The sequence below is a fragment of the Rhodococcus sp. HM1 genome, from assembly GCF_023218075.1.
In the GTDB taxonomy this organism is placed as follows: domain Bacteria; phylum Actinomycetota; class Actinomycetes; order Mycobacteriales; family Mycobacteriaceae; genus Rhodococcus.
Window position 1 is genome coordinate 147151 of the sequence record NZ_JALPTB010000002.1, and the last position, 25450, is coordinate 172600.

Genomic DNA, 25450 nt, shown 5'->3' on the forward strand with positions numbered 1-25450 from the left:
AGGGTCGCCTCATGACCGACCCTCGACCACTGACCCGAACGCACCTGCTCGCGACGGGCTTCTCGGACGACCACATTCGTGCCGCGGTGCGGGCCGGCGACCTCGTCGCCCTCACGCGAGGTGTGTACCTGTGGCGCGCCGATCATGACCGGCTGGACGACCCCGCACGTCACCGGGTGCGGGCGCGGCACGTCGCGTCGACGATGCCGCCCGGCGCGGTGATCAGCCATGTCTCGGCGGCAACGCTCCTGAACCTGGACGTGTGGAACATCGATCTCGCGCAGGTGCACGTCTCCCGCACCGGATCGCACGGTCGCCGCACCCGGCACCTGCACGTGCACGCGACCACCTGGACCGACGATGACGTCGTCGACGTGGACGGTCTCGCTGTCACCTCTCCCGCACGCACCGTCGTGGACCTCTCCCGGGCTCTTCCTCTGGACCAGGCAGTGGTCGTCGGGGACTCGGCCCTGCGGAACTACCCGGACACGCTGGATCTGCTGCCCGCGGCGTTGGCGTCGGCCCGCCATCGCAGCGGGATCGCGCGGGCCGCGGCAGTCGTGCCGTTCCTCGACGCGCGCAGTGAAAGTCCCGGGGAATCGCTGTCGCGGGTGCGGATCGCAGAGAGCGGACTGCCTCGTCCCGTGCTCCAGCATCCGATCGTGTTGCGCGACGGACGACGCGTCCGTCTCGACTTCTTCTGGGAGCGGCACGGGGTGGCCGGCGAGTTCGACGGGGCCGGCAAGTACGCCGACCGTCGCGACGTGTTCGCCGAGAAACTCCGCGAGGACGCGCTGCGCGATCTCGGTCTCGAGGTCGTCCGCTGGACGTGGGCCGATCTGACGCGGTTCGACGTCGTCGCACAGCGATTCGAGCGGGCAGTCGCCCGGCAATCCACGCGGTGAGTGCGAAGTCGCTCACGCGACAGCGTGGGCGGATTCCGAAGCGGTGAGCGCATTTCGCTGTCAGCCCAGCAGTGCGGCCTCGAGCGCCGTCCGCACTGCGTCGGGTTCGGGCGCGACGACCGTGACGAGCGGGGACACCGCGGTCGCGGCGAGCAGATCCGCGGCGCGGCCGGTGCCCGCCAGCACGAGAACCGGGCGCCCCTCGGCCAGCGACTGTGTGACGTCGTCGCGCGCGATCCCGCCGCCGTTCGCGAGCACCGTGACGACGGGCGATCCCGCTGCAAGGGTTTCGGCGACAGCCCCGAGCCACGGCGTTTCGTCGCCCCAGTGATCCCCCGCGACGGCGACGATGTGGGTGTGATTCGGTTCCAGCGCGGCCGAATCGGGCAGTGTCCCGTCGTGTCCGGGCCAGCGCACCGTTCCTTCCGCGACGATCCCGAGATGCACTCCCTGGGCGCCGCTCCGGCGGCGTTCCCGTCCGACCAGTCCGATCACCCCGGAGTCCGTGCCGCCGTCGATCAAGGTCGCGCCGAAGGATTCGATCATCGCGACGAGCGGGACGAACAGGCGCTCGCAGAGAGCGGCGTCCGACGGTGCCATACCGTCCGCACCCCCGACGAGGACCACTGCGGGGGCACCGGGGGACACACCGGTTGCTCGCAGCAGTGCGGTGAGTCGGTCTCCCGGTCGCGGCGGTGTACCCGGCGGGATACGGATCAGGGCCAGCTCCCGTCCACCCACCTCGACCACGTCGCTGCCGACCGTCACGCCACCTCCCTGGCCTGGGGTGCGCGGTGTGCGAGCGCCGCGCGGAGGGCACCGACCGTGATCGCCTCGTTCGCCGAGTACGTACCGCCCTTGTGGTTCAGTAGCGGGATGTCGACGCCGCCTGCGTGGTGCAACCCGATGAGCCGCCACTGGTCGTCGAACACCGGACTGCCGGAGCTGCCTCCCTCGGTGGGCGAACGATAGTGCACCCGGGTGTCATCGTAGTCGAGCACGATGTTGTCCTGGAGCGAGAACTGCGGCTGTTGGAGACCGCGCGGGTGCCCGATCAGATACGCACGGGGCGGACGGGGTTCGAGTGCGGGCAGGCGTGCCGCGACGGGCAACGGTTCGAGGTCGCCGGGCCAGCCGTCCAGTTCCAGGACGGAGGTGTCCAGCCCCGCGCCGTCGGACGGGGCGTACCACCAGCAGCGCACCGGCCGGAAGCGGTCCGTGCAGGCGTCCAGCGCATGGAACACGACCACCGCGTCGCCGGCGGCAACCCCCTCGGGCACGACATGTCCGTTGGTGACGAGCACCCGCTCCGGCAGGTCCGGATGCAGATCCCGGCCGTCGACGACGAACCCGGTCCCGACCCCGTCCTCCGACGGTGTGCACACCTGCGCGACCGCGCGGCACCGCGACAGCCCGTGGCGGTACCACGTCAACGACTGGTAGCGGTCGTGGCCGAACACCTTCTCGAGGTGGGCGAGCCGGGCCGTGCCGACATCGCGATCGCGGACCAGCACGCCGCCGCCGTCGCGATGCAGAAGCGCCGAGCGCAGCAGCGGCAGCATGGTGTCGCCGGGCGCGGCCGCGGTGGTCAGTTCCCACACCTCCACCAGCTGCCGCAGCAGCGCGGCGATCTTGAACGCATCGACTCCCGGATCGGCGAGAAACGCGTCGAGCCATGTATCGGCACCTGCAGGATCGCCGAGTGCGACCTCCGCTTCGCAGGCGGTGGCAGCGCCCCACGCGTCGGGTTCGGCCGCGGTCTCGATCGCACCGAGCACCTGGGCGGCGAGTGCGCGGGACAACACGGCGGGATCGGCGATTCCGGGGACGGCGAGGCCGTCCCGATGTGCGCGGGCGAGCAGGGCTGCCGCATTGATCGCGTGCCACGGCCGGGCCGGTGCCTCGTCACGCGCCGTCAGATACGCGTCGAGTGACATTCGCAGGTGGTGCGCCCGACGCGGGAGGTCGCCGGTGGTGAGGAACAACTGTTTGTGGCACCGGCCGATCCCACCGCGCGCCTCGATCCGCTCCGACGCCGGCGTGTCCGGATCGTCGGCCAGCTCGGAATAGAGATGCAATGCGGCCGCCGGCATACCCCGGTCGACGAGCGCCTGGGCGTACTGCCGCCGCACCGCAGGAAGGTCGAGTCCGCGACCCAGTGCGGCGTCCGCGACGGCAATCACGTCGTCGAATCTGCGGTACCGGCGCAACCCGGCGAGCATCCGCATGACCTCTGCCGGAGGCTGTTCGGCCGATCCGCGCAGGAATCGGCAGTACTCCTGGACGATTCGGCCCACCTCCGGCCAGTCGAAAGTGCCTGCAGAGCGGGCGATCCGGTCGATCCAGGCGACGTCGACGGTCGTCATTCGAGGACCTGACGCAGGAAATCGCGGAGTCGGGGCTGGCCGAGATACTTGCCGATGCTGTGCCGCCAACTGCCGGTGTTCGACACCCCGACATCGGCGACCTTCCGCTGTCCGGCATGCAGGAAGTCGCCCGCGATCTGCCGGTCGAGTAATCCGCAGACCGGGTCGAGCGGGTCGTATACGTTGGTCCATCGGCCGTCGCCGAGGCACCGCGCCGGCCAGCCGTCGTTGCGAGTCCACGGTGGCGTCAGCCCGTCCTGGACCTCCGAGATCCCCAACGGGCTACCGACGGTGAGCAGCGCATCCACGCGCGGGGCGTCGTTGATCGCGGTCAGGGCGTCGTAGGCGATGACGCTGCCCAGGCTGTGTCCGACGACGACGTGGGGTCCGGGCTGGGAATCGCCTTCCTGCAAGGCTTTCAAAGCTCGCTCGCGGATATCGCTGCGAATTCGGAAGGTTTCGCCCGGTCGCGGCGTGAACGAAGCGTCGTAGAGGAAATGATGCACGTCGCGCAGGAACACCTGCATCAGCCGCTTCTTCATCGCGGGTGGCAGCGGGATCGCCTCCAGTTCCGTGTCCGGCAGCACGAGCGTTTCGCACTCGCCGGGAACGGGTTCGACCGTGGCGACTCCGACCTCGCGGCCCAGACGTTCGACGAACTCCCGCTCGTCGTCGGGCAGTTCGCAGATCCAGCCCGGATCCTGGACCTCGAACTCGGCGGCATCGTCCGGCCCGAGGGTGGACTCGTGGGCGGTGAACGCGGCAGCGGGCTGCGCGTAGAGCATGTCCGCCCAGTACACCATCGACGAGGTGACACCCATGGCGTCGAGGTCGAGGCCGTCGTCGTCGAACAGCGCGATCCGCCATTGGTCCAGAAGTTCGTCGGGGGCGGGCTTGTTGCCGATGCCGTGGACAAACGTTACGTGAGGCATGGTGGTACTCCTTCGTCATTCGGTGTCGGTGCCGGGGGGAAGGTTCGGGCACAGCGGCTCGGGTTCGATGTCGGGGGAGATCCACTCGTGCCATTCCTCATCGGTCATGTTGCGGGTGAGTTTGGAACACAACATGTTCGACGCCTCCTCAGGGGTTGACGGTGGAAGGTTCCAGATCCGGAGGGTGCCATCTGTCCCGCCCGAGACGAGGCGCCTTCCGTCGGAGGTGAATGCGATGGCCGCTGCCCACCCCGCGTGGCCGGTCATGGGTACCGCGATCAGCCGTCCGGTCTCGGCGTCCCAGAGACGGATGTCGCCCTCGGAGCCGCCGGAGACGATGTAGCGCCCATCCGGGCTGTATTCGACGCCGGCCGCCCCGCCGCGGTGTCCGGGCATCTCCGGTCCGAGGAGCCGCCCGGTTTCGGTGTCCCACTGCCGCAACGCGGAGTCCGTTCCGCCGGCGACGATGCGAGTGCCGTCCGGACTGATTCCGACGGGGAACACGGCGGCCTTGTCCCCGGATTCCACGGTATCGATCGACTGTCCGGTTTCCGGATCCCACAGCTGGAGACCCTGGACGAACGAAACCGAGAAGATCCGGTGGCCGTGTGCGGCGAACCCGACCACCTGCACTTCGGGCCCGACTCGGATGGGATCGCCGATCGGTTGGCCGGTGTCGGCGTTCCACAGTCGAACGGTGCCGTCGTCGCCTCCGGATACCAGGCGGTGACCGTCGGGGCTGAAGTCGATTGCGTTGACTGTGCCCTCGTGCCGGGCCTGGACAGGATCGCCGATCGGTTGGCCGGTGTCGGCGTTCCACAGTCGAACGGTGCCGTCGTCGCCTGCGGAGGCGAGCCGGCGGCCGTCGGGGCTGAAGTCGACGGTCCGGACGGCACCTTGTTGTCCGGTGAGTGGAGCTCCGACGGGCAGGCCGGTGCCGATGTCCCACACTCGAACGGTGCCGTCGTCGCCGCCGGAGACGAGGCGGTGCCCATCGTCCGTGGTCGCAATGGCTTGAATGGCACCGTGGTGCCCGGCGAGGGTTCCCAGCGGTTTTCCGGTGTCGAGGTCCCACAGGCGCAGAGACTCGTCGTCCAGGCTCGCGGACACGATGCGGCGGCTGTCCGTGTCGGTCGTGATGCCGTAGACCATCCCGGCGTCGCCGGTCACCGGCAGTGCGGTGGTCGCGTCCCACGTCCGCACCGTCGCATCCCATCCCGCCGACAGCAACTGTCGGCCGTCCGGGCTGAATGCCATACCGGTCACGGGCCCGTCATGACCGGTGAGAGGTACGCCGATGGGTTGCTGCCGGTCGGTGTCCCAGGCGCGGATCGTCCCGTCGAATCCTCCCGAGACGACGCGTCGTCCGTCGGTGTCGAAGGCGACACTTGTCGCCGGACTCGGGGTAATCATGGGGTCGCCGATCTCACGGTGCGTTCCGACATTCCACAGTCGCACGGTGCCGTCGTCGCTGCCCGACACGATCTGCCGGCTGTCCGGGCTGAACGCGAGTGCCGTGACGACCCGAGTATGGCCCGTCATCGTCTCACCGACGAGGTCGTACCCAGGAGTGGACAGATTCCACAACCGGATTCCGTTGTCGGCGCTTCCGGTAGCGAGCCATCGTCCGTCCGGGCTGAACGCGGTCGACTGCACCGAACCACCGACGAGTGCGGTCACCGGTTCGCCGTCGAGCTGCCCGGTGTTCGGATCCCACCAGCGGAGCGCCCCATCGGATTGCGTCGAAAGGATCCGGGATCCGTCGTCGGTGAATGCCAGGCTCGACACCATCGCCGTCGGGTCGTTTGTCGGGCTGCCGATCGGTTGGCCTGTCGTGGAATCCCATACACGGACGACGCCGGCGTAGTCGCCCGATGCGATTCGCTTTCCATCCGGACTGAATACCGTCCGGAACACGCCCATGTCGCCGTGCTGCATCGGGTCGAGGACGGGCAGACCGGTTTGCGAATCCCACACTCGCACAGTGCCGGCATCGTCACCGGTGACGATGAGTGTGCCGTCGGGACTGTAGGTGGCGCTGTGGATCAACGCCGGAGCTTCGATGATCTTCAGGATGTCACGACGGGCGACGAGTGCGCCGAGCAGTGCACCGGAATCCGTTTCGGCGACATGGGGAGCGGCGAGCAGCTGATCGATCGCACGAACCTCACTCCCGATGCTGCCACCGGCGAGAACCGACTGAGCCTCGGCCACCAGCCGCGACGCGACCGCCTCGTCGCTTCGAGTGTCGGCGAGGCGCTCGGAGTGCAGCGCCCAGCCGGATGCAGCGGTTGCGGCGAGGGCAACGACGACCATCCCTGCAAGTACCGTCCGCAGCTTCCGCGACTGCTTCTGCAGGACGGTGGCGTATTCCTGAGCTTTCTGCCTCGCTTCCGTTTCCGCAACGGCCAGCGCTTCCGCCGCCTCTTGCTTCTCTCGCGCCGCCTCCAACTCCGCTTCGCGGCGGAGCTTTTCGTCGGCAACACGTTGGTCCTCCCGTTGCCGCGATGCGAGGAGGTACGGTCGAACCGGACTGAGGCGGTCCCGGAAGCCCTTTCGCGCAGACAAGGTTTCGGCGTCGGTCAGACGTTCGCCCTCGAGTAGCCACGCCTCTTGCCGATTGTTCTTCCGCCACGCCGCGGCAGCTCGTTCGAGCGCGTCGGCCTCCCGGAGGTTGTCGCGTTCCTCGTGGAGCCAGCCGGCGAGGTCGGTCCATTGCCGCAGCAGGCTTTCCAGGGCGACTTCGACGACGACGTCGCCGTCGCGCTCACCTTTGACGAGGAGCCGACGCGCGACCATCGCGTCGAGCAGCGGCCGGCTCTGCGCGGGTAGGTCGGACCAGCGGGCGAGGCGGCGCATCGGCTGGTCGGTGTACTGGTCGATGTTCGCCAGCCACGGGACGAACGCGGCGCGCAGGTGCTCGAGTTGTGTGCTGCGTTCGTCGGGATCGGAGGAAAGCAGGTTGTCGATCTCGGTCTGGACGACCGCGTGCATGCCACCCATCGCCGTGTATTCGGCGAGGGTGAGTCGCCCGGAGCTGCCGTAGTCCTCGTGCAGCCGGGCCATGGTGAGGGCCAGCAGCGGGAGGGTGTCGGCGCCTTGCCCGCACGCGGACAGCAGCCGGTTCAGCAGGGCGGGCTCGACCTCGAGGGGACGTCCCGCGGCGGTGGCGCGGGCCGCGGGACCGCACACGACTTCCTTGAACTCGGTGCGCGGCATCGGTTTGAGCTCGTTGAACAGTTCGGATCGCACGTCCGTCAGCTCCGGGACGGTTTGCAGCGTCTCGAAACGGTCGGAGCGAATCGTCGCTGCGACGAGTAGCAGGGGCTCGTCGTCGCCGGGGGAGTGACGTGTGATGCGGGCGAGCAGTGTCAGAAACTGCGACGCCTGGGGTCCCGCGTCCGCCGCGAACAGTTCTTCGGCCTGATCGACCGGCAGGATCAGGGTCGGCAGGGGTGTATTGCCGGTGTCATGGAGCAGCCGGTCGGATGCCTTCTGTCGAATCTCCCTCAGCCACTGGGTGACCCGTGCGGCATCGCCCGATCGACACGTCGCTTTGATCTCACCCAGCGGGGGTGCGGGCAACCCCAATTCGGTGCGTGTCGTATGAATCGCGCGGGCCAGTCCGTGCTCGCCGGTCAACGCGGCGCGCTCGGGGCGCACGATGCCCAGGGGGAGGAAGTGCCGGTCGTCGCGGCGCAACCGGGGGAGCAGGCCCGCTCGCAGAAACGACGACTTGCCCGCACCGGACGGCCCCAGCACGACGAACAGCGACGCGGACCCCGACGCCCGCATGCCCCGCAGTTTGTCGAGCCCACTGATGATCTGCTCGTCGCGGCCGAAGAAGACGGCGGCGTCCTGCTCTTCGAGAGGTTCCCACCCGCGGTAAGGAGCCCGGTCCGGGTCGCCGGGCGGTGGCCACGCGAAATGTTCGGCACCCACCCCGGCGTCGCGCAGGCCGCGCAGCAGCCTTCGCAGCCCCTCGGTACGGAACACGATCGGTTCGCCGTCGACCGTGATCTCGGTGGTCGGCCCGTCACCGAACAGGTCGCAATGTTGCCATTCGTGGGTGTACCGGCCGGCCGTCGCGTCGAGGCGGGCGCAGAAGATCCGTTTGTTCAGAGTTTCGGCAGTGCGGTATTCGTTGGTGCATTCCTGCGACGACTCCCAGTCGGTCGAGAGCAGGCACACGACGGCCTCGCAGCGTGCCGCGGTCCGGGTGAGCGCATCGCGCCACCGCACCCCCGGCGCCAGCCCGGTCTCCGGATCGATGTCGAGGAAGATCTCCCCGGCCAGGCTCGGTTCGTTCTCGACGAGCCAGCGCATGAGCGCGACCGCCTGCCGGCTGTCTCGGCTGGAATGGCTCAGGAATATGCGGGTCATCGTCCGCTCCGCTCGCTGCGGGGAAACTATGACCTCAGCGTTCCGCGCGGTGTCGTCGCAGGCACGAGTAGCCGACTACTCGATTTTCGCCGTCGCCTGCCGATCGACGCGGTGACTGCGAATCCGCTCACTCTGCAGTGCGAGCGGATTCCGAATCGGTGGGCGAGTTCGACGCGGGGAAATCGCGTTCGATGCGCAGGGTGCGGATCGTGGTCGCCAGACCGTCGTATTGCGTGATCAGCAGGCAGAATTCGATCAAGCGGCGGACGTCGAGGTGCTCGGCCAGCGCCGACCACGTCTCGTCGGTGAGGTCCTTGGTCGCGACCAGTTCGTCGACTGCGGCGAGCAGCGCACGGTGACGCGGGCTCCACCCCTCGGCCTGCGGCCCCTCGATGACACGCTGCAGGATCTCGGCGGTCACACCCGCGCGACGACCGAGCCGCACGTGGTGGTCCATCTCGTAGTCGCAGCCGCGCAGGTGCGCGACGCGCAGGATGACGAGTTCGGATTCGTGGCGGGGGAGCTTGCCGCCGGGCATCAGCTTGCCGGAGTAGTGCAGCCAGCCGCGGAACAGGCCGCCGGCGCGACCCAGTGTGCCGAACAGGTGCGCGTCCGAGGTTCCTGCCGCCAGTGACAGGACGCGCCAGGCGATCCAGTTGACCGGGCCGAGTTGACGGAACCGTCCGGGCGTGATGCGGGGCGTCATGCGCGCTAGTCTCGCACGGCCCGCGAGAGCCGGGCCATCGTCCGCGCCGCCTCGGTGCGTTGCACGATCGCCGCGCACGCGTCGACGATGTGCTCGCGCAGCCGGGTGTGCGCGTCGTCCAGTCTTCCGTCGAGTACCGCCTCCGCGACGGCGATGTGCTCCTCGACGGCGCGCTCCACCCGCTCCGGGACGAGCTCGTCGAACATCCGGACCGTGCGTACCTTCGCGTTGACCGAATCGAGCGCGTCGCACAGGGCGTCGTTCCCCGACGCGGCGAGCAGGGCCAGGTGGAACTCCTCGTCGAGCGTGACGAACCCCGAGTCGGGAGCAGGGGGGTCGTCGCGGAAACGGCGCCACCGCTCGAGTTCGGCCCTGAGCAGGTCCCGGTCGTGGACGACCACCCCGGACAATGCGCGCGTGATGCCGCGTAATTCGAGCGTGGCGCGCAGTTCGTAGAGGTCGCCGAGGTCCTCGAAGCGCGGACGGTACGGGAAGAGCCCGTGTTCGCGTCGCTCGACGAGACCCTCGGACACGAGGCGGGCCAGGGCCTCCCGCACCGGTGTGCGGGAGACCCCGTACAGCTCGGCGAGCCGTTCCTCGCTGAGTCGCTCGTCGGGGGAGACGGTGCCCGCTGTCAGATCGGCGCGCAGCGCCCGGTAGACGCGCTCCCGCCGGGTGCCGCCGGAGAACATCAGATTGCCATCGCGCTGCGAACGGTACGAGCGGCGTCGGCGCCTCCTTCGCCGGTCGCGGTGATGCGTCCCGATTCCAGGACGTAGTAGTGGCGGGCGTTGTCGAGGGCGAATCCGATGTGCTGCTCGACGAGCAGCACCCCGAGGTCGCCGCGCCGGCTCAGGTCCACGATCGTCTTCTCGATCTCCTGAACGACGGACGGCTGGATACCCTCGGTCGGTTCGTCGAGAATGAGCATCCGTGGACGGGTGATCAGCGCGCGGGCGATGGCGAGCTGCTGGCGCTGGCCGCCGGACAACAGGCCCGCGCGGCGATCGAGCAGCGGAACCAGCGCAGGGAACAGATCGAGCATCTCCGCGATCAGCGCCTTGCCGTTCTTGCGGCCGTCCGCGACCACCTGCAGGTTCTCGGCGCAGGTGAGCTGCCCGAAGGACTGCTGGCCCTGCGGAACGTACGCGAGGCCCCGGGCCACGCGCGCCGCCGGGCGCAACCCGGTGATGTCCTCACCGTCGAGCAGGATCTTGCCGGAGGCGACCGGCAGCAGCCCGACGGCGGCGCGCAGCAGGGTGGTCTTGCCGGCACCGTTGTGGCCCATGACGGCGACGACCCCGTCGGACGGGACCGTGATCGTGGCCCCGTGGATGATCTCGGTGCGTCCGTAACCGGTACGGACGTCGACGAGTTCGAGCATCAGATCGCCTCCTCGAGGCTCGCGGTACCCAGGTAGACCTGCTGGACCTGCGGATCGTTCTGCACCTCTTCGACGGTGCCTTCGGCGATGATCTTGCCGCGCGCGAGCACCGTCACCGAGGTCGCGAACGCGCGCATGAAGTCCATGTCGTGCTCGACGACGACGGTGCGCTCGGCGCCGATGCGGCGCAGCAGCTGCCCGGTCTCCTCGCGTTCGTCGTGGCTCATGCCGGCGACGGGTTCGTCGAGCAGCAGCACGTCGGAGTTCTGCACCAGGAGCATGCCGATCTCGAGCCACTGCTTCTGGCCGTGCGCGAGGATCCCGGCGGGGATGTCGCGATGGGCCGCGAGGCCGGTGGTTTCCAGTGCCTCCTCGATCTGCGGCAGCACGTCCTTGCGGCGGCGCAGCATCTGCCACGGGCTGCGGCCGGCGCCGGCGGCGATGTCGAGATTCTGCAGCACCGTCAGCTCCTCGAATACCGACGCCGTCTGGAACGTGCGGCCGACGCCGAGCCGGGCGATCTTGTGGACCTTCTTGCCGAGAAGTTCGACCCCGGACTTGGTGACCGACCCGGTCGCGGGGACGAGACCGGTGATGGCGTCGACGAGCGTGGTCTTCCCGGCGCCGTTGGGGCCGATGAGGAATCGCAGATCGCCCTGTAGCAGCGTCAGGTCGACACCGTCGACGGCGGTGAATCCGTCGAACTGCACTCGCAGATCACGGATTTCGAGGTATTGGCTGGACATTCCGGCGTTGCCGCCGAAGGTGGGTTCGGTCATCGTGCCGGCTCCATCTCGGTGTTCTCGGCGGTCGGTTCGGGATCGGGTTCCTCTGCGGGGGTGTCGCTTCCGGTGCGCTTGCGACGCCGGAACGCTGCGATCCCGGCGAGTCCGGCGGGGAAGAATCCGACGACGACGATGAACAGCAGGCCCTGCGCATACGTCCACGCGGACGGGAAGCTCTCCGACAGCGACGTCTGCGCCCACGCGACCCCGATCGCGCCGAGTACCGGCCCGAGCAGCGTGGTGCGGCCACCGATCGCGACGCCGATGAGGAACGCGATGGACGGCACGATGCCGATGTCCGCCGGGGAGATGATCCCGACGATCGGCACGAACATCGCACCGGCGATGCCGGCGAAGAACGCGGCGACCGTGTAGGCGACGACCTTGACGGTCGCGGGGTCGTAGCCGAGGAAGCGGACGCGCTCCTCCTGGTCGCGGACCGCGACGAGCAGTTCACCGTAGCGTGAGTGCATGAGCTGGCGGGTCCCGGCGACGACGAGCAGCAGGATCGCCGCGACGATGAAGAACAGCATCCGCTTGTTGACCGGATCGGACAGGTCGTAACCGAAGAACGTGCGGAACCGGTTGAGGCCGTTGGACCCTCCGGTGCTCTGCTGGCCGACGAGCAGGATCGCGAACGCCGCGGCGAGGGCCTGGGACAGGATCGCGAAGTAGGCGCCCTTGACGCGGCGCTTGAACACGCCGAGGCCGAGCAGCAGGGCCAGCAGTGCGGGCACGAGCAGGATGCCCAGCAGCGTCACGAGCGGCGACGTGAACGGCACCCAGTACGCGGGCAGTTCACGGATACCCGCGATCTGCATGAAGTCCGGCACGGTGTCGCCGCGCACCTCGGCGTCGGCGATCTTCAGGTGCATCGCCATCATGTAGGCGCCGAGGCCGAAGAACACGCCCTGACCGAGGGTCAGCATGCCGCCGCGGCCCCAGGCCAGGCCGATGCCGGCGGCGACGATGGCGAAGCACAGGAACTTCGCGAGCAGATTCAGGCGGAAGTCGGACAGGACGGCGGGGGCGAGACCGAACAGCACGAGCGCGGCGATCGCAAATCCCGCCCACGTGCGGACCGGTCCGGGCCGGGTGAGAACGGACATCAGACCAGGCTCCTTGTCTTGACCGCGAACAGACCTTGCGGGCGGATCTGCAGGAAGACCACGATGATCACGAACACGATCACCTTCGCGATCGACGCGGTGGTGGAGTATTCGATGAACGAATTGAGCAGGCCGAGCGCGACCGCCGCGATCACGGCACCCTCGATGCGACCGAGCCCGCCGATGACGACGACGAGGAACGCGTCGATCAGGTACGACTGCCCGATCGTCGGGCTCGTCGAGCCGATGAGGGTCAGCGCCACCCCGGCCAGGCCGGCGAGTCCGGAGCCGAGGAAGAACGTGGTGATGTCGGTGCGCCGGCTGGAGATGCCGACGGTCTCGGCGAGATCGCGGTTCTGCACGACCGCCCGGATGCGACGGCCCATCGGGGTGTACTTCATCGCCACGATCAGCGCGACGACGCACACGGCGGCCAGCACCAGGATGAACAGGCGGGTTTTCGGAACCACCGCACCCAGGATCTCGACACCGCCGGACAGCCATTGTGGGGCAACCACATTGACTGCCGGTGCGCCGAAGATGTCACGGGCGGCCTGCTGCAGCAGCAGGCCCACGCCGAACGTCACGAGCAGTGTGTCGAGCGGACGGTGGTACATGCGGCGGATGAGCGTGACCTCGAGCAGCACACCCATCGCGCCGCCGACCAGGAAGCCGACGAGCAGGGAGATCAGCAGCGAGACCCCGGCCGCGGAGATCACCTGCTGCACAACGTATGCGGTGTACGAACCGGCCATGATGAATTCGCCGTGGGCCATGTTGATCACGCCCATCTGGCCGAACGTCAACGACAGGCCCAGCGCTGCCAGCAGCAGGATCGAGCCGATGCTCAATCCCGTGAACAGCTGTCCTACCACGACATCCATATCGCCCCCTTTCTCGTCGGCTTCCCGGTCGTATCGGCTCAGCTACCGGACAGGCTCGAGGCCCAGTCGTAGCTCTTCAGGTACGGGTCCGGCTCGATCGGGGAGCCCGAGTCCCACACGGTGTAGATCAGTCCGTCGCCGCGGATCTCACCGATGCGTGCGGTCTTGGCGATGTGGTGGTTGTCGCCGTCGATCGTGACGGTGCCTTCGGGAGCGTCGAACGTGACGCCGTCGGCCGCCTCCTGGATGTCGGCCACGGCGAACGAGTTCGCCTTCTCGACGGTGTTCTTCCACAGGTAGACCGAGGTGTAGGCAGCCTCCATCGGATCCGAGGTCGGCTTGTTCGCGCCGTACTTCGCCTTGTAGGCGTCGACGAACGACTTGTTCTCCGGGGAGTCCACCGTCTGGTAGTAGTTCCACGCGGTAAGCTGGCCCTCGATGTTCTGGGCGCCGATGCCGACGACCTCCTCCTCGGCGATGGACACCGAAACCACCGGCATGTCAGCGGCTTTCAGGCCGACGTTGGCGTACTCGCGGAAGAATGCGACGTTCGAGTCGCCGTTGAGGGTGTTGAACACCGCGTCCGCGTCGGCGGTGCGGATCTTGTTGACGATCGTCGAGAAGTCGGTCGAACCGAGCGGGGTGTAGTCCTCACCCTTGATCTCGATGCCGTTGGCCTCGGCGTAGGCGCGGATGATGCGGTTCGCCGTCTGCGGGAACACGTAATCGCTACCGACGAGGTAGAGGGACTTGACGCCCTTCTCCTTCAGGTAGTCCAGCGCCGGCACGATCTGCTGGTTGGTGGTCGCGCCGGTGTAGAAGATGTTCGGCGACGATTCCAGGCCCTCGTACTGCACCGGGTAGTACAGCAGCGCGTCGTTGTCCTCGAACACCGGCAGCATCGCCTTACGGCTCGACGACGTCCAGCCGCCGAAGACCGCAGCGACACAGTCGGAGCTGATGAGCTTCTCGGCCTTCTCGGCGAACACCGTCGGCTCGGACGCTCCGTCCTCGGCGACGATCTGGATCTGCTTGCCGAGCACGCCACCGGAGGCGTTGATCTCCTCGACGGCCAGTGCGATCGAATCACGAACGGTGACTTCGGAAATTGCCATGGTGCCGGACAGGGAGTTCAGCGAACCGACCTTGATGGTGTCGCCGGAGGTGTCGACGCAGGATTCGCCGGTCGCGCCGGTCGCGGTGTCACCGGCCTTGCTGCCGCAGGCGGTGAGAAGCAGACCGGCAGCCGCGAGTGCCACCGGAACGGCGACGGCACGCTTGGCGATTGTGGACCTGGCAACTGACATGGAGATGCCCCCTTGTTTGGAAGATGAGAAGCCTCGGTTCCCCGGTGTATCCGGGCGCGTATACAGCGCTGTATTCGTCGGCCAAACAGTAAAGGGATCGTGTTGCGCAGGTATATCTGCTTGTGACAATTGGATGTTCGATGTTTCGCCTGTGTGAACTCGCCCGCGGGCGGCGCCCGGTGTCCGAGCGAATGTGCCGCTCGTCTCCTTCAATCGACCGAATGTGCCGCTCGCTCGGAAAGGGGGAGGGGGAGCACGCGACGACCCGGCGCCGCGCGTGAGTACGTGGCGCCGGGTCGGTGGGTGCGGGTCAGCGAATGAGGTAGGGCGAGACCGAGCTGCGGTGTTCGTTGATGTCCAGCTCCTTGCCGAGCGGTGGGAACGCGCGCTGCGGGCAGTTGACGCGTTCGCAGATGCGGCAGCCTGCGCCGATCGGGGTGCCGGGGTTGGACTCGTCGAGGTCGAGGCCGTCGGCGTAGACGAGTCGATGCGCGTGGCGCAGCTCGCAGCCGAGGCCGATCGCGAACGTCTTCGACGGCTGCCCGTAGCGGGCCGCGCGGCGTTCGACGGTCCGCGCGACCCACAGGTAGCGGCGGCCGTCGGGCATCTGCGCGATCTGCGTCATGATCTTGCCCGGGTACGCGAAGGTCTCGTAGACGTTCCACAGCGGGCAGGTGCCGCCGCTGGTGGAGAAGTGGAATCCCGTGGCGGACTGGCGTTTGGACATGTTGCCGGCCCGGTCGACGCGGACGAACGAGAACGGCACCCCTCGCAGTTTCGGTCGCTGGAGGGTGGAGAGCCGGTGGGCGATCGTCTCGTAGCTGACGCCGTAGAACGCCGAGAGCCGTTCGACGTCGTAGCGGAAGTCCTCCGCGATCTCGTGGAACTGTGTGTACGGCAGGATCATCGCCGCCGCGAAGTAGTTCGCGAGACCGAGGCGTGCCAGGGAGCGGGACGCGTCGGACGTGAAGATGGCGTCCTCGACCATCTTGTCGATGAGGTCACCGCATTCGAGGTAGGCGAGCTCGGTGGCGAGTTTGAAGACCTGTTGCCCGCTGGACAGCTGAGGGGCTATCTCGAGGGTGCGGGTCTCCGGGTCGTAACGGTGCAGGACGTTCTCGCCGAGATCGATGCGCTTGACGATCTGCACGTCGTGCACGGACGCCATCCGCTTGGCGATCTCGCCGCCGACGTCGCCGCGGTGGAACCGGATGCGATTGGCGAGTTCCTCGGCTGCGGTGTCGAGCTCGTGCAGGTAGTTCTGTCGCTGGTAGAAGTAGTCGCGCACTTCCTCGTGCGGCATCGTGATGGCCCCGCTGCCGCTACCGTCGCTGTACCTGTCCTCGGTCGCGGCCGCGAGCTGGGCGGTGGTGTTGCGGAACCGGCGGTGCATGTTCACCATCGCCCGGGCCAGCCCGGGATGCGCGGCGACCATCTCGGCGATCTCCTGGGCGTCGGCTTCGATGCCCATCTCCTGATCGAGCGCGACCTCCCGCATCTCGGCGATCAGGCGGGTGTCGTCCTGGGAGGAGAAGAAGGTGGTGTCGACGCCGAAGACCTCACTGATCCGCAGCAGTACGGGAACGGTGAGGGGACGGACGTCGTGCTCGATCTGGTTGAGGTAGCTGGCAGAGATCTCGAGGGTCTTGGCGAGTGCGGCTTGGCTGAGGCCCCGCTCGGTACGCAGCTGACGAAGGCGGGCTCCCACGAAGGTCTTGGCCATTCGCCCAGCGTACGACCAGCTGTAAAGCTTTGCAACGAGCCATTCGCAACGTGTTAATCGTGTCGGCCGGAAACGACCTGCTGGGGGCGGTCGACGCCGAGCCAGGATCCGGGCGCGAACGCCTCGTAGTGGATCGACTCGACGGGTACTCCGCGCGCGACGAGGCCGTCCCTGACCGTGCGCATGAACGCGACCGGCCCGTACACGTACACCCTGGCCCCCGCCGGGACGTCGAGATCGTCGACGGGCGACCGTCCATGCACGTCGAACTCCTCGAAATCGTTGTACCGCACCTGCATCCGCGCATTCTCCAGCCGAGAGACGAGGGCGGTGATGTCCGCACGGCGCGCATGGTCGTAGGGGGACCGGTCCACGTGCAACGCGACGACGGGCCGCCGCGGATCGGTCTCGGCGAGGCTCTGCAGGGCGGTCAGCGTGCTGGTGATGCCGATGCCGGCGGAGATCAGCACCAGCGGGGTGCTGCCGGCGTCGACGAGGAGGCTTCCGAAGGGGTGCGAGACGATCAGCTCGTTGCCGGGGCGGACGGTGTCGAAGAGGAACGAGGAGACCAGCCCGTCCGGGACCCGCTTGATCGTGATGGCCCACTCGCCCGGGACCCGCCCTCGCACGAGGGTGTACTGCCGGATCTGGCGGGTGCCGTCGGGAAGTCGCACGCAGATCGAAATGTACTGTCCCGGACTGAAATCGGGGAGCGGTCGCCCGTTGAGCGATCGCATCACGAAGGTCGCGACGTCGGCTCCGTCGTATTCGACCTCCGAGACGGCCACCAGTCGCCACACGTGTCCGTGGGGTACCCCGGCCGAGTCGTACAGCGCGGCTTCCTGCTTGATGAGCGAACCCGCCATGAGTGTGTAGACCTGGTGCCAGGCCGCTGCGACGGCCGGGGTCACCGCGTCGCCGAGCACCTCGGCGATCGCGGCGAACAGGTGGAAGCGGATCATTTCGTAGTGCCCGGCCTGGATGCCGATCGACGCGTGCTTGTTGGCGATCCGGGACATGATCGCGTCGATGTCCTGGGGCTGCTCGGTGATCAGGAGCTTGGCGAACGCGGCGACCGAACTCGCGAGTGCCTTCTGCTGCTCGCGGTTGCGCTGGTTCGTGCGATTGAACAGGTCCGTGCACAGCAGGGGTGCCGCGGTGAACAGGCGCTCGTAGAACCGTTCGGAGATCCGGCCGATGTGGGCCTCCACGGCGGGCAGCGTGGCCTCGATGACGTCGTACGACGTGGGAGAAAGGATGACCGCTCCTCTGCTCGTAGGGGGTGGGCGAGACACGAGCAGCTGCGCGGGCATGTGCGCGACGGGTCCAGCCCCGACCTGGTCGTCGCGAGTCATGTTACGGCCGGTCGCGGGAATCCTCCCGATCGACGGCTGCGGAAAATCCCTGCTCGAACCTCCCGGCCGGTGTGAAACCCCCCACATGCGCGGCCGAGGCGACTCCCGGGACGGCCGGTCCCACGGGTCCCGGTGTCAGGGAGTGCTCGCCGGGGGTTGCGCCACGAATGCCGAGGTAGAGCTACTCGTCAGTAACCAACGCGGCGATTTTGTGAAGTCGTTGGAACGGCCATTGATTTACAACCTTTGCAAAGCTCCCGCGAAAACTAGCCAAGGTTGGCATTTGCAACAGGTAGACGGCCTTTTTCGGCTGTGTCATTGTTTTGGAGTACATCCGAACGGCACGCGAAGGGTGTGAAGTCGTACGCACGTACTGCTGAACACCCGGAGCGGATTCGAATCTAGAGAGTGGAGCTTTGATGTCGACCACCGGCACCCCGCGGACCGCTGAAGAAATCCAGAAGGACTGGGACACCAACCCCCGCTGGAAGGGCGTCACCCGTAACTACACGGCCGAGCAGGTCGTGAAGCTGCAGGGCTCCGTCGTCGAGGAAGCCACCCTCGCTCGTCGTGGCTCGGAGATCCTCTGGGATCTCGTCAACAACGAGGACTACATCAACTCGCTCGGCGCCCTGACCGGCAACCAGGCCGTGCAGCAGGTTCGCGCCGGCCTCAAGGCCATCTACCTGTCCGGCTGGCAGGTCGCCGGTGACGCGAACCTCTCCGGCCACACCTACCCGGACCAGTCGCTGTACCCGGCGAACTCGGTTCCGCAGGTCGTCCGCCGCATCAACAACGCGCTGCTCCGCGCGGACGAGATCGCCAAGGTCGAGGGTGACACCTCGGTCGAGAACTGGCTCGCCCCGATCGTCGCCGACGGTGAGGCCGGCTTCGGTGGCGCCCTCAACGTCTACGAGCTGCAGAAGGCCATGATCGCGGCCGGTGTCGCCGGTTCGCACTGGGAGGACCAGCTCGCGTCGGAGAAGAAGTGCGGTCACCTCGGTGGCAAGGTGCTCATCCCGACCCAGCAGCACATCCGCACCCTGACCTCGGCCCGTCTCGCGGCCGACGTCGCGGACGTCCCGACCGTCGTCATCGCCCGCACCGACGCCGAGGCCGCGACCCTCATCACCTCCGATGTCGACGAGCGCGACCGCGAGTTCCTCGACGGCACCCGTACGGCCGAGGGCTTCTTCGGTGTCAAGAACGGCATCGAGCCCTGCATCGCCCGTGCGAAGGCCTACGCCCCGTACGCCGACCTCATCTGGATGGAGACCGGTGTTCCGGACCTCGAGGTCGCCAAGAAGTTCTCCGAGGCCGTCCGTAGCGAGTTCCCGGACCAGCTGCTGGCCTACAACTGCTCGCCGTCCTTCAACTGGAAGGCTCACCTGGACGACGCGACCATCGCGAAGTTCCAGAAGGAGCTCGGCGCGATGGGCTTCAAGTTCCAGTTCATCACCCTCGCCGGCTTCCACTCGCTCAACTACGGCATGTTCGACCTGGCCCACGGCTACGCCCGCGAGGGCATGACCGCCTTCGTCGACCTGCAGGAGCGCGAGTTCAAGGCGGCCAAGGAGCGCGGCTTCACCGCCATCAAGCACCAGCGTGAGGTCGGTGCCGGCTACTTCGACACCATCGCCACCACGGTCGACCCGAACACCTCCACGGCTGCTCTGAAGGGCTCCACCGAGGAGGGCCAGTTCCACTAGGAACAGGCTTCGAAGTCACACCGCGGCGGGATCCGTCCCGGACTCCCGCCGCGGTGACTTCACCCCAGCCGTACCGGCTGGACCGAGCTAGACCCTTACGACGATCCGGTCGGTGGATGATCCCCGCCGGATCGTCGTGCAAGAACCCCTCTACAGACTCCGTGCAGGACCACCTGTGCAGGACCCCCTGTGCAAGACCCTCCACGACCAACCCCACATGACGAGAAGGAGCTGACGTGACCAGCGAGAAGATTCAGCGCGTCGGCGTGATCGGCGCCGGGATCATGGGCGCAGGTATCGCCGAGGTGTGCGCGCGCGCTCATGTCGACGTACTGGTGTTCGAGCAGACCCGTGAACTCGCGGCTGCCGGACGTGCCCGCATCCTCCGGTCCCTCGACCGGGGCGTGAGCAGCGGAAAGATCACCGAACGGGAGCGGGAGCAGGCCGCGTGGCGCCTCCGGTTCACCTCGGACCTCGGTGACTTCGCGGACCGTCAGCTCGTCGTGGAGGCCGTCGTCGAGGACGAGAAGGTCAAGAGCGAGATCTTCGCCGAACTCGACAAGATCGTCACGGACCCGAACGCGGTGCTCGCGTCGAACACCTCGTCGATCCCGATCATGAAGCTGGGCATCGCCACCAGCGCCCCCGAGCGCGTCATCGGCCTGCACTTCTTCAACCCCGTGCCGGTGCTCCCGCTCGTCGAGCTGGTCACCACGCTGAAGACCAGCTCCACGGTCGCCCAGCGCGCCGAGGCCTTCGCCGCCGACATTCTCGGCAAGCAGGTCGTCCGCTCCTCGGACCGTGCCGGCTTCATCGCCAACGCGCTGCTCGTGCCCTACCTGCTGTCGGCGATCCGGATGGTCGAATCCGGCTTCGCGACGAAGGAGGACATCGACAAGACGATGGTGCTCGGCTGCGCCCACCCGATGGGCCCGCTCGCGCTGACCGATCTGGTCGGGCTCGACACCGTCAAGTCGATCGCCGACTCGATGTACGAGGAGTTCAAGGAGCCGCTGTACTCGGCCCCGCCGCTGTTGCTGCGCATGGTCGAGGCCGGCCTCGTCGGCAAGAAGTCGGGTGCCGGCTTCTACGAATACGCCGAAAACGGTCGGGCCTCCAAGAAGGCCAGCTAAGCAGTAGGTAGCACCACACCGTACTTCGGCGCCCGTGCCCGACAGCAGTGCCACCTGCGCACTGCTCGTCGGTGCACGGGCGCGAGGTGCATGAGGGAAAGGTCGATTCCGAGATGGCTACCAACGCCACCGGCTACGGATCCAGCATCCTCGGGTACCCGCGTATCGGTCCCCGCCGCGAACTCAAGCGTGCTCTCGAGTCCTACTGGCACGGCACCGGCACGCGCGACGAACTCGTCGCCGTCGCCCGTGAAATTCAGGAGGACACCTGGAGCGAGCTCGCGGCGACCGGTCTGACACAGGTCCCCGGCAACACGTTCTCCTACTACGACCACGTCCTGGACAACGCCCTGTTGTTCGGCGCGGTCCCCGAGCGGTTCCGTTCCTTGGTCGGCGAGCTCGACCCGCTCGACTTCTATTTCACCCTGTGCCGCGGCCGGGAGGACTTCCCGCCGCTGGAACTGGTCCGCTGGTTCGGCAGCAACTACCACTACCGGCAGCCCGAACTCGACGAGACCACCACGTTCGAGCTGAACTCGGCCGCCGTGCTCGACGAGTTCGAGCGGGCCAAGGCCAAGGGCATCGAACTGCGCCCGGTCGTGCTCGGCCCGGTGTCGCTGCTGCTGCTGTCGAAGATCTCGCCGACGTCGCAGCAGGAGGGGTTCTCCACGCTCGACCTGCTCGACGCGCTGCTGCCCGAGTACGAGAAGCTCTTCGAGCAGCTCGCCAAGGCCGGCGCCACGTGCGTCCAGCTCGACGAACCGTCGTTCACCGAGGACCGCAGCGACGAGGAACTCGCGGCGCTCGAGCGGGCCTACGAGAAGCTGTCCCACGCGCCGCTGCGTCCGCGCATCCTCGTGACCGGTCCCTACGGTCATCTCGGCGCGGCGCTGCCGATCCTCGCGGCCTCGAAGATCGAGGCCATCGGCCTGGACCTGATCAACGGCCGGATCAGCGCCGAGGAACTGGCCGCCGTGCCGGGTCTGAAGCGCAAGCGGATCTACGCCGGTGTCGTCGACGGCCGCAACGTGTGGCGCGCCGACCGTCGTCGCGTGCTCGAATACCTCGACTCGATCGCGAAGGTCGCGCCCGACCTGGTCGTGTCGACCTCCTGCACGTTGCTGCACGTGCCCTATGACCTTCTCGTCGAGTACGACATCCCCGGTGACGTCGCCGACCGCCTCGCCTTCGCGAAGCAGAAGGTCGGCGAGGTGGTCTCGCTCGCCAAGGCACTGACCACCGGAGCCGAGGAGAAGTGGCGCGTGCCGCCGACGTCGGTGCACTTCAAGCAGAAGCACACCGTCCGCGCGCGGATCAACGCGCTCAAGCCCGAACACCGGGTGCGGGCACCGTACGAGGAGCGTCGCGCCGCGCAACAGAAGCGGCTGAACCTGCCGCCGGTCCCGGCGACCACCCTCGGGTCGTTCCCGCAGACCGACGAGATTCGCAAGATCCGTTACGACCTCGGTCAGGGCCGGATCTCGTACGACGACTACGTCAAGCGGATCCGCGAGGAGATCGAGTCCACCATCCGGTTGCAGGAGGACATCGGTCTCGACGTGCTCGTGCACGGCGAGCACGAGCGCAACGACATGGTCCAGTACTTCGCCGAGATGCTGGAGGGCTTCGCCACCACGCACTTCGGCTGGGTGCAGGCCTACGGTTCCCGGTGCACGCGTCCGCCGATCCTCTACGGCGACATCGTGCGGCTGAAGCCGATGACCGTCGAGTGGATCACGTTCGCGCAGTCGCTGACCGACAAGCCGGTCAAGGGCATGCTCACCGGACCGGTGACGATGCTGGCCCGGTCCTACATGCGCCAGGATCAGCCGCTGCACGAAACTGCCGATCAGCTCGCGCTGGCCATCCGCGACGAGATCGCCGATCTCGAGCGGGCGGGTATCGCGATCATCCAGGTCGACGAGCCGGCCATCCGGGAACTGCTGCCGCTGCGTCAGGACGGCCGCGCCGAGTACCTGGACTGGGCGGTCGACGCGTTCCGTCTCGCCACCGGTGGAGCGAAACCGGAGACGCAGATCCACACACACCTGACGTACTCCGGTCAGAAGTCGGTCGTCGAGGCGATCGAACGGCTCGATGCGGACGTCACCGCGATCGTCGCGACCCGGTCCATCCGCTGGGTCCTCGAGGCGATCAAGGACCACGCGCTCACCCACGGCGTCGGCCCCGGCGTGTACGAGAGCCGTTCGGCGCGGATCCCGGACATCGACGAGCTGGACGAACTGCTCACCGAAGCCGCCGAATCGGTGGACCTGGACCGGTTGTGGGCGAACCCGGACGGCGGGCTCAAGACCCGCCACCACTGGCAGCTCGAACCGTCGCTGCGCAATCTCGTCGCGGCGGCGCGCCGGCTGCGGCGCCGGGCCGAAGCCCAGCAGGCCGAAGCCCAGCAGGAGCAGTAGAACCATCCCGCCCGGCCGGTGCGCACCCGCGGACAGCCCCCGCGGGTGCGCACCGTCGTCTGCGCGGGTGTAGGCATGACGTATGACGATCGTTGCCGCCTACGCTGCCCCCGCCGCAGACGCACCTCTCGCCAAGACCACCATCGAGCGCCGGGAACCTGGTCCGCTCGACGTGCTCATCCGGATCGAATACGCCGGGATCTGCCACTCCGACATCCACACCGTCCGCAACGAGTGGGGTCGCACCCGATACCCGCTGGTTCCGGGACACGAGATCGTCGGCGTCGTCGAGGCCGTCGGCTCCGACGTCACGAAGCACGCGGTGGGGGACCGCGTGGGCGTGGGCTGCTTCGTCGCATCCTGCCGCGAATGCGACGCGTGCGAGGCCGGGGCCGAGCAGCACTGCGAGAACCGGGTCACCGGCACCTACAACGCCGTCGACGCCGACGGCCGGGTCACCCAGGGCGGGTACTCGACCCACATCGTCGTCACCGAGCACTTCGTGCTGAAGGTGCCGGCCGGGCTGGATCCCGCGGCCGCCACCCCGCTGCTGTGTGCCGGTATCACCCTGTACTCCCCGCTGCGCCGCTACGGTGCCGGCCCCGGCACCCGTGTCGCGATCATCGGGATGGGCGGACTCGGACACGTCGGCGTGAAGATCGCCGCGGCGCTCGGTGCCGAGGTCACGGTGCTCGGCCACTCCCTGTCGAAGAAGGACGACGGCCTGCGGTTCGGTGCCGTCGACTACCGGGCGACCAGCGACCCGAATCTGTTCAAGGAACTCCGTAACCGGTTCGACCTGATCCTCAACACCGTGTCGGTGAACCTCGACATGGACAAGTATCTGTCGCTGCTGCGGCTGAACGGCACCCTCGTCGAACTCGGCCTGCCGGAACACCCCCTGACGGTGCGCGCGTTCAGCCTCGGTGCCAACAACCGCGCGCTGGCCGGATCCAATGTGGGTGGCATCGCGGAAACCCAGGAGATGCTCGACTTCTGCGCCGAGCACGGAATCGGAGCCGAGATCGAACTGATCTCCGCCGAGCAGATCAACGACGCCTACGAACGGGTGGTCGCGAGCGACGTGCGCTACCGCTTCGTCATCGACGCGGCAACGATCTGAGGACCGTTCAGAACTGGTCGCCGAGTTGCTCGCGCAGCTGGGCGAGGGTCTTGGTGAGCAGCCGTGACACGTGCATCTGCGACACCCCGACCCGCTCGGCGATCTGCGTCTGCGTCATGTTCCCGAAGAATCGCAGCAGCACCACCGTGCGTTCGCGTTCGGGCAGTGCCGCCAGCAGCGGCCGCAGCGTCTCGTGGTTCTCCACCTCGGACAGTGCGGAATCGTATTCGCCGAGAGTGTCGGCGAGGGTGACGCCGTGCCCGCCGGAATCGGTCTGCGCGCTGCGGTCGACCGACACGGTCTGGTAGGCGTTCCCGGCGACCAGGCCTTCGGCGACCTCCTCGCGGTCCAGGCCCAGTTCGGCGGCAAGCTCGGGGACCGTGGGGGCACGGCCGAGCTGTTGCGACAGGTCGGCGGTCGCCTTGTTCAGCGCGATGTGGAGTTCCTTCATCCGGCGCGGAACCCGCACCGCCCATCCGGTATCGCGGAAGTGCCGGCGCACCTCGCCCATGATCGTGGGGACGGCGAACGACACGAAGTCCGAGCCGCGGTCCGGGTCGAACCGGTCCACTGCGTTGACGAGGCCGAGCCTCGCGACCTGGACGAGATCGTCGAACGTCTCCCCGCGTCCGTCGAACCGGCGCGCGATGTGTTCGGCGAGCGGCAGGCATCGCTCGACGATCTTGTCGCGCACCGCCGTACGGGCCGAGGCGTCCGCACCGTGCGACCGGAACTCGGTGAACAGTTCGATGACGTCGGCATACTCGTCGGGGTCGCGCTTGTTCCCGCTCACCGAGCGGCACTCCCCTCGGTGAGCGAGAGGTCGATGGTGGTGACGCTGCCGTCGGCGGTGTCGTCGACGCGCACCTCCACCGAGTCGGCGAGCGAGTTCAGGACGTGCCAGCCGAACGTGCGTGCCGAACTCGCGGGCGAGGGTCGGGTCGTGGCGGAGACACTGATGCGCAGCGTCGGCGCGATCGCCTGAAACCGGCACGTGACGTCGGTTCCGTCGACGGCACTCATGATCAGGCGCGTGGCTGCTTCGTCGACGGCGAGTTTCACGTCGGCGACGGTGTCGAGATCGAAGTCCTGCTGCAGCGCGATCGCGGCGGCGACGGCACGCAACACGGGGAGCTGTCCCGGATCGGCGCGGACGCGCAGTTCCACGATGGGATGCGTGTGCGCGCGGTCCGAGTCGATCGAAGCGGTCGTCGCCATGGGTT

The 25450-nt window shown here is 67.7% G+C and carries 20 protein-coding genes; 5 read left to right on the top strand and 15 right to left on the bottom strand.

The window, feature by feature from the left end; all coding sequences use genetic code 11:
- Positions 1–11: 11 nt before the first annotated feature.
- Positions 12–905, top strand: coding sequence for a hypothetical protein (locus tag M1M07_RS01790; RefSeq protein WP_197255078.1), 894 nt, complete (start codon positions 12–14; stop codon positions 903–905).
- Positions 906–965: 60 nt separating this feature from the next.
- Here the strand turns inward: M1M07_RS01790 and M1M07_RS01795 are convergent, their stop codons facing one another.
- The 13 genes from M1M07_RS01795 to M1M07_RS01855 form a co-directional block, all read right to left on the bottom strand.
- Positions 966–1673: a hypothetical protein gene (locus M1M07_RS01795; RefSeq protein WP_248673131.1), complete on the bottom strand. Its 708-nt coding sequence runs from the start codon at positions 1671–1673 to the stop codon at positions 966–968.
- Entirely contained in the window at positions 1670–3271 is a 1602-nt protein-coding gene (locus tag M1M07_RS01800) for a serine protease (protein WP_248673132.1), read from the bottom strand. The genes M1M07_RS01795 and M1M07_RS01800 overlap by 4 nt, the downstream gene beginning before the upstream one ends.
- The gene (locus M1M07_RS01805) at positions 3268–4203 is read right to left on the bottom strand and encodes a hypothetical protein (RefSeq protein WP_248673133.1); all 936 of its coding nucleotides are present in this window, start codon (positions 4201–4203) and stop codon (positions 3268–3270) included. The genes M1M07_RS01800 and M1M07_RS01805 overlap by 4 nt, the downstream gene beginning before the upstream one ends.
- 15 nt (positions 4204–4218) lie before the next feature.
- Entirely contained in the window at positions 4219–8586 is a 4368-nt protein-coding gene (locus tag M1M07_RS01810) for a TIR domain-containing protein (protein ID WP_248673134.1), read from the bottom strand.
- A 127-nt stretch (positions 8587–8713) separates the two neighbouring features.
- Positions 8714–9292, bottom strand: coding sequence for a carboxymuconolactone decarboxylase family protein (locus M1M07_RS01815; protein WP_248673135.1), 579 nt, complete (start codon positions 9290–9292; stop codon positions 8714–8716).
- 5 nt (positions 9293–9297) lie between these two features.
- Positions 9298–9984, bottom strand: coding sequence for a GntR family transcriptional regulator (locus M1M07_RS01820; protein WP_248673136.1), 687 nt, complete (start codon positions 9982–9984; stop codon positions 9298–9300).
- Positions 9984–10676: an urea ABC transporter ATP-binding subunit UrtE gene (gene urtE / locus M1M07_RS01825; protein WP_197255086.1), complete on the bottom strand. Its 693-nt coding sequence runs from the start codon at positions 10674–10676 to the stop codon at positions 9984–9986. The genes M1M07_RS01820 and urtE overlap by 1 nt, the downstream gene beginning before the upstream one ends.
- The gene (gene urtD / locus M1M07_RS01830; RefSeq protein WP_248673137.1) at positions 10676–11455 is read right to left on the bottom strand and encodes an urea ABC transporter ATP-binding protein UrtD; all 780 of its coding nucleotides are present in this window, start codon (positions 11453–11455) and stop codon (positions 10676–10678) included. Before urtD ends, urtE begins: the two co-directional genes overlap by 1 nt.
- Complete coding sequence (urtC, locus tag M1M07_RS01835; protein WP_248673138.1) at positions 11452–12570, bottom strand: urea ABC transporter permease subunit UrtC; 1119 nt, start codon at positions 12568–12570, stop codon at positions 11452–11454. Before urtC ends, urtD begins: the two co-directional genes overlap by 4 nt.
- Complete coding sequence (gene urtB / locus M1M07_RS01840) at positions 12570–13454, bottom strand: urea ABC transporter permease subunit UrtB (RefSeq protein WP_248673139.1); 885 nt, start codon at positions 13452–13454, stop codon at positions 12570–12572. Before urtB ends, urtC begins: the two co-directional genes overlap by 1 nt.
- A 38-nt stretch (positions 13455–13492) precedes the next feature.
- A complete protein-coding gene (gene urtA, locus M1M07_RS01845) occupies positions 13493–14761 on the bottom strand; it encodes an urea ABC transporter substrate-binding protein (RefSeq protein WP_248673140.1) in 1269 nt (422 codons plus the stop codon).
- Positions 14762–15071: 310 nt separating this feature from the next.
- Positions 15072–16484, bottom strand: coding sequence for an acetate metabolism transcriptional regulator RamB (ramB, locus tag M1M07_RS01850; protein WP_197255102.1), 1413 nt, complete (start codon positions 16482–16484; stop codon positions 15072–15074).
- Positions 16485–16537: 53 nt separating this feature from the next.
- Complete coding sequence (locus M1M07_RS01855; RefSeq protein ID WP_248673178.1) at positions 16538–17743, bottom strand: globin domain-containing protein; 1206 nt, start codon at positions 17741–17743, stop codon at positions 16538–16540.
- A gap of 515 nt (positions 17744–18258) precedes the next feature.
- On the opposite strand from M1M07_RS01855, the gene aceA reads away from it, so the two are divergent.
- The 4 genes from aceA (at position 18259) to M1M07_RS01875 (ending at position 24227) form a co-directional block, all read left to right on the top strand.
- Complete coding sequence (aceA, locus tag M1M07_RS01860; RefSeq protein WP_197255104.1) at positions 18259–19548, top strand: isocitrate lyase; 1290 nt, start codon at positions 18259–18261, stop codon at positions 19546–19548.
- A 236-nt stretch (positions 19549–19784) separates the two neighbouring features.
- Complete coding sequence (locus tag M1M07_RS01865) at positions 19785–20681, top strand: 3-hydroxybutyryl-CoA dehydrogenase (RefSeq protein ID WP_197255106.1); 897 nt, start codon at positions 19785–19787, stop codon at positions 20679–20681.
- 113 nt (positions 20682–20794) lie between these two features.
- On the top strand, positions 20795–23104 hold the full coding sequence (gene metE / locus M1M07_RS01870) for a 5-methyltetrahydropteroyltriglutamate--homocysteine S-methyltransferase (protein ID WP_248673141.1): 2310 nt from the start codon (positions 20795–20797) through the stop codon (positions 23102–23104).
- 82 nt (positions 23105–23186) lie between these two features.
- A complete protein-coding gene (locus M1M07_RS01875) occupies positions 23187–24227 on the top strand; it encodes an NAD(P)-dependent alcohol dehydrogenase (protein ID WP_248673142.1) in 1041 nt (346 codons plus the stop codon).
- A gap of 7 nt (positions 24228–24234) precedes the next feature.
- Here the strand turns inward: M1M07_RS01875 and M1M07_RS01880 are convergent, their stop codons facing one another.
- Both M1M07_RS01880 and M1M07_RS01885 read right to left on the bottom strand, forming a co-directional pair.
- A complete protein-coding gene (locus M1M07_RS01880) occupies positions 24235–25020 on the bottom strand; it encodes a SigB/SigF/SigG family RNA polymerase sigma factor (RefSeq protein WP_308200755.1) in 786 nt (261 codons plus the stop codon).
- On the bottom strand, positions 25017–25445 hold the full coding sequence (locus tag M1M07_RS01885; protein ID WP_248673143.1) for an ATP-binding protein: 429 nt from the start codon (positions 25443–25445) through the stop codon (positions 25017–25019). Before M1M07_RS01885 ends, M1M07_RS01880 begins: the two co-directional genes overlap by 4 nt.
- Between the last annotated feature and the right edge of the window lie 5 nt (positions 25446–25450).